This window comes from Frankia canadensis, from assembly GCF_900197875.1.
Classification (GTDB): domain Bacteria; phylum Actinomycetota; class Actinomycetes; order Frankiales; family Frankiaceae; genus Frankia; species Frankia canadensis.
This window is the reverse complement of sequence record NZ_FZMO01000318.1, coordinates 1-3,812: the sequence shown is the minus strand read 5'-3', so window position 1 is coordinate 3,812 and position 3,812 is coordinate 1. Positions and strand designations below refer to the sequence as shown.

Sequence of the window (3,812 nt, the reverse complement as noted above, 5' to 3'; positions counted from 1 at the left end):
GGCCCTCGCCAGATCCGTGGTCGGCCGGCGGCCGGGCTCGGGGGGAAGTAGGGCCGCCCCCCGGCGAGGAAGTGGATGTGGTGCTCGCCGGGACCGCGCAGCCAGGCGACGGCGATGCCGGGCGATGCCGGGCCGAGGCCGGGCGCGGCCGGTCCGGCGTCGAGCGAGGACAGCTCCGCGTGGGCGCCGACGAGCGCGGCGAACAGGGCGGCGGGAACGGGATCGGGCCGGTCGCCCGCCTCGGGACGCCGGGGCGCGCTCAGGATGCGGTGGAACTGGAAGCCGTCAAGCACGATCCGCCGGCCTCCCGCGCGCCATGCCCCACTCGTCCGGGCAGGTCATCCGTCGATGAATGCGGTCGAGAGCCTATCACCCTCCGCGCGCCATTCGATGCGGATCGTGCCCACTAGGTCGGCATTTCGGATATGTCGGATGTGATCGGCTGTGCTGGGTGAGGGCCGACAGCCCCGAGTCCTCGCGTCTCGCATCCGGGTGGATGCGTGGAGTGTCCACATTCGGTCGCGGTGCCGGGGGCGGAGCGCTGGGGTACCCCGCACCCGCCGAGAGGGAGATACGTATCGTGATGCCTGGTGCGTCATGGTCGCACCCTGGCGGTGCGGGGGCGGTCACCGGCAGGCCACGACGTCGACAGTGTGACGCCGCCCCGCCCGCGGCGTCCGTCCCGGAAACGGAGACATGGCTGATCACCGCCGCAGGAAACGACCCGCCACGGCCGCGAACCGGGGTTCGGCGCGGGGCCGGTCAGGCCGGTCGGTCGCCGTCGGTGTCGCGGCCGCGGGCGTGACCCTGGTCGTCGGTGCCGCCGGCGCCCTGCATGTCACCAGTGCCAGCGCCGGCGGTGACGGTTCGTCCTCCTCCTCGGTGTCCGGCGCCGGCACGCCCGACGCCGGCACGCCCGCGGCCGGTGCGGGCCCGTCCGCCGCCCCCGGTTCTCCGGCCACCGCGGCCCCGAGCCCTGTGCGGCCGAACCGGGTGGCCGGCAGCGCCGGTGGGCTCGAGGAGGACGGAGCCATCCCGGGCATCGGCTCCGTGATGATGGCGCGGGTTCCCCGCGAGGCGTTGCAGGCCATCGTCGTCACCGGCGGCGACCGCGACACGAACACCAACACCGTGACTCTGTGGCGGCGGGCGACCCCGGACGCGCCCTGGGCGGCGTTCGGCGCGCCGATGACGGGCCGCAACGGCGCCAACGGCTGGACCACCAGCCACCACGAGGGCGATCTTCGCAGCCCCATCGGGGTCTTCTCGCTGACGGCCGCCGGCGGGCGGCTGCCGGACCCAGGTACCGGTATGCCGTACGAGTACCGGCCGTCCTTCTACCAGACCGCGGCGCCGCAGGGGGAGCCGCTGGCCGACGCGTTCAACTACGTCGTCGCCATTGACTACAACCGCCTGGCGGGCCGTCCGCCGTCCGACCCGGCCCGCCCGCTCGGCGCGGGCGTCGGCGGCGACATCTGGCTGCACGTCGACCACCAGTCGCCGACCCGCGGCTGCGTCGCCCTGCTGCAGGACCAGTTGGTCTCGGTGATGCGCTGGCTGGACCCGGCCGCCCACCCCATGATCATCATGGGGGGTGCCGCCGACCTCGGCGCCGACGTCTGACGGCCGCGGCCGGGCCCCGCGCGGTCAGGCCTTGTGCTGCTCGGCGTGGCCGCCGAACTGCTTGCGCATCGCGGAGAGCAGCTTGTCGGCGAACAGGCCCTCGCCGCGCGAGCTGAACCGCTCGTACAGCGAGGCGGTGAGCACGTGCGCCGGCACGCCCTCCTCGACGGCGGCGAGCACCGTCCAGCGGCCCTCGCCCGAGTCGGAGACCCGGCCGCCGAACTCGGCGAGCGCCGGATCCTCGTGCAGGGCGGTCGCGGTGAGGTCGAGCAGCCAGGAGCTGACGACGCTGCCGCGGCGCCAGACCTCGGCGATGGCGGCGGTGTCGAGGTCGTACTGGTAGTACTCCGGGTCGCCCAGCGGGGCCGTCTCGGCGTTGTGCTCGGCGGCCTCCCGGCCGATGTTCGCCTTGTCGAGGACGGCGAGGCCCTCGGCGAACGCGGCCATCATGCCGTACTCGATGCCGTTGTGGACCATCTTCACGAAGTGCCCGGCGCCGTTGGGACCGCAGTGCAGGTAGCCCTTCTCGGCCTGCGCCGGCTCGCCGGAACGGCCCGGCGTGCGGGGGATCGAGCCGATGCCCGGCGCGATCGTCTCGAACAGCGGTTCCAGCCGGCCGACGACCTCTGCCTCGCCGCCGATCATCAGGCAGAAGCCGCGCTCCAGGCCGAACACGCCGCCGGAGGTGCCGACGTCCACGTAGTGGATGCCGGCCGCGGCGAGGTCGCGGGCGCGGTGGATGTCGTCGCGGTAGTACGAGTTCCCGCCGTCGATGATGACGTCGTCGCCCGCGAAGTGGGTGGCGAGGTCGTCCACGGTCTGGCCGGTCAGGCCGGCCGGGACCATGATCCAGGCGGTCCGGGGCGGGCGCAGTGCCGCGGCGAACTCGGCCAGCGTCCGCGCTCCCGTCGCGCCCTCGGCCTCCAGCGCCTCGATGGCCTTCGGGTTCACGTCGTAGACCACGCACTCGTGGCCGCCCTGGATCAGCCGGCGCACCAGGTTGGCGCCCATCCGGCCGAGTCCGACCATCCCGAGCTGCATCTCGTCTCCCCGCTCGCTTCGTCTCGGCGGCCCGGCCGGCCGACGGTCGCGCCGACGGCCGACCGGGCCCTGCTTCGGCACCCGCCATTCTTCCCCGCCGCCCCCGGCCGTCCCGGCCGTGGTGCGCCGAGGCCGTCCGATCAGGCGAGGTGCTTCTGGTCACCCCCCACCGGACACGCGGGATGGCGACGCGCGGTGGGTGTCGGGGCGTGCCGGCGAGGCGGGTGCGCGTGGTCTGCTGGGATGGACGTGGCCGGTGCGCGGCGGGTGTGCCAGCGGGACGGACGGGGAGGCACAGGACGTGGACCAGAACTCGAACGTGGACGTCATCGTGATCGGCGCGGGGCCGGCGGGGGAGAACGTGGCCGGGCGCTGCGCCCAGGCGGGGCTCGCCGTGGCGATCGTCGAACGGGAGCTCGTCGGCGGCGAGTGCAGCTACTGGGGGTGTATCCCGAGCAAGACGCTGATCCGCCCGGGGGAGATCCTCGCGGCCGCCCGTCGGGTGCCCGGCGCCGCCGCGGCGGTCACCGGCACGGTGGACTGCGCCGCGGTGTTCGCCCGTCGTGACGACATGGTCGCCGGGTACGCGGACGACTCCCAGGTGCCGTGGCTGACCGACCGGGGCGTCGAGCTCGTGCGCGGGGTGGGCCGGCTGACCGGCCAGCCGCGGCAGGTGGCGGTCACCGCCGCGGACGGCACCGAACGGCTGCTCACGGCGTCACGGGCCGTGGTGGTGGCGACCGGGACCCGGGCGACCGTTCCGCCGATCCCCGGCCTCGCGCAGGCCGAGCCGTGGGACAACCGCACCGCGACGGGCGCCCGCACGGTGCCCAGGCGGCTCGTCGTGCTCGGCGGCGGGGCGGTCGGCGTCGAGCTGGCCCAGGCGTTCCGCCGGCTCGGCAGCGAGACGGTCACGCTCGTCGAGGGCTCGCCCCGGCTGCTCGCCCGGGAGGAGGAGTTCGCCGGCGAGCAGGTGCGCGAGGCGTTCGAGGCGGAGGGCATCACCGTCCTGCTGGGTACCCGCGCGGTCGAGGTGCGCCGCGACGCCACTGGCGCCGACCAGCGGCGCGGGCCGGTGACGGTACGGGTCGAGCGCCCGACGCCGCCGTCCCGGGATGCCGGCTCAGGCGACGGGCCGGGGCCGGGGC

4 protein-coding genes are annotated in these 3,812 nt (G+C 75.1%); 2 read left to right on the top strand and 2 right to left on the bottom strand.

The window, feature by feature from the left end:
- On the bottom strand, positions 1–293 hold a 293-nt coding region (locus C1A33_RS21940; RefSeq protein ID WP_133150784.1), incomplete at its 3' end, for a hypothetical protein.
- Between the two features lie 403 nt (positions 294–696).
- Here C1A33_RS21940 and C1A33_RS21935 point away from each other — a divergent pair.
- On the top strand, positions 697–1,623 hold the full coding sequence (locus C1A33_RS21935) for a hypothetical protein (protein ID WP_243407811.1): 927 nt from the start codon (positions 697–699) through the stop codon (positions 1,621–1,623).
- A 24-nt stretch (positions 1,624–1,647) separates the two neighbouring features.
- Here the strand turns inward: C1A33_RS21935 and gnd are convergent, their stop codons facing one another.
- Positions 1,648–2,664, bottom strand: a complete 1,017-nt coding sequence (gene gnd, locus C1A33_RS21930; RefSeq protein WP_101833269.1) for a phosphogluconate dehydrogenase (NAD(+)-dependent, decarboxylating) — start codon at positions 2,662–2,664, stop codon at positions 1,648–1,650.
- 301 nt (positions 2,665–2,965) lie between these two features.
- On the opposite strand from gnd, the gene C1A33_RS21925 reads away from it, so the two are divergent.
- Positions 2,966–3,812, top strand: an 847-nt coding sequence (locus tag C1A33_RS21925) for an FAD-dependent oxidoreductase (protein ID WP_133150783.1), incomplete at its 3' end; no start/stop codon positions are given.

Bases quoted from the DNA above. Each gene is read 5' to 3' on its own strand.
- C1A33_RS21935 (WP_243407811.1), top strand. From the start codon at position 697: ATGGCTGATCACCGCCGCAGGAAACGACCCGCCACGGCCGCGAACCGG.
- gnd (WP_101833269.1), bottom strand. From the start codon at position 2,664: ATGCAGCTCGGGATGGTCGGACTCGGCCGGATGGGCGCCAACCTGGTG.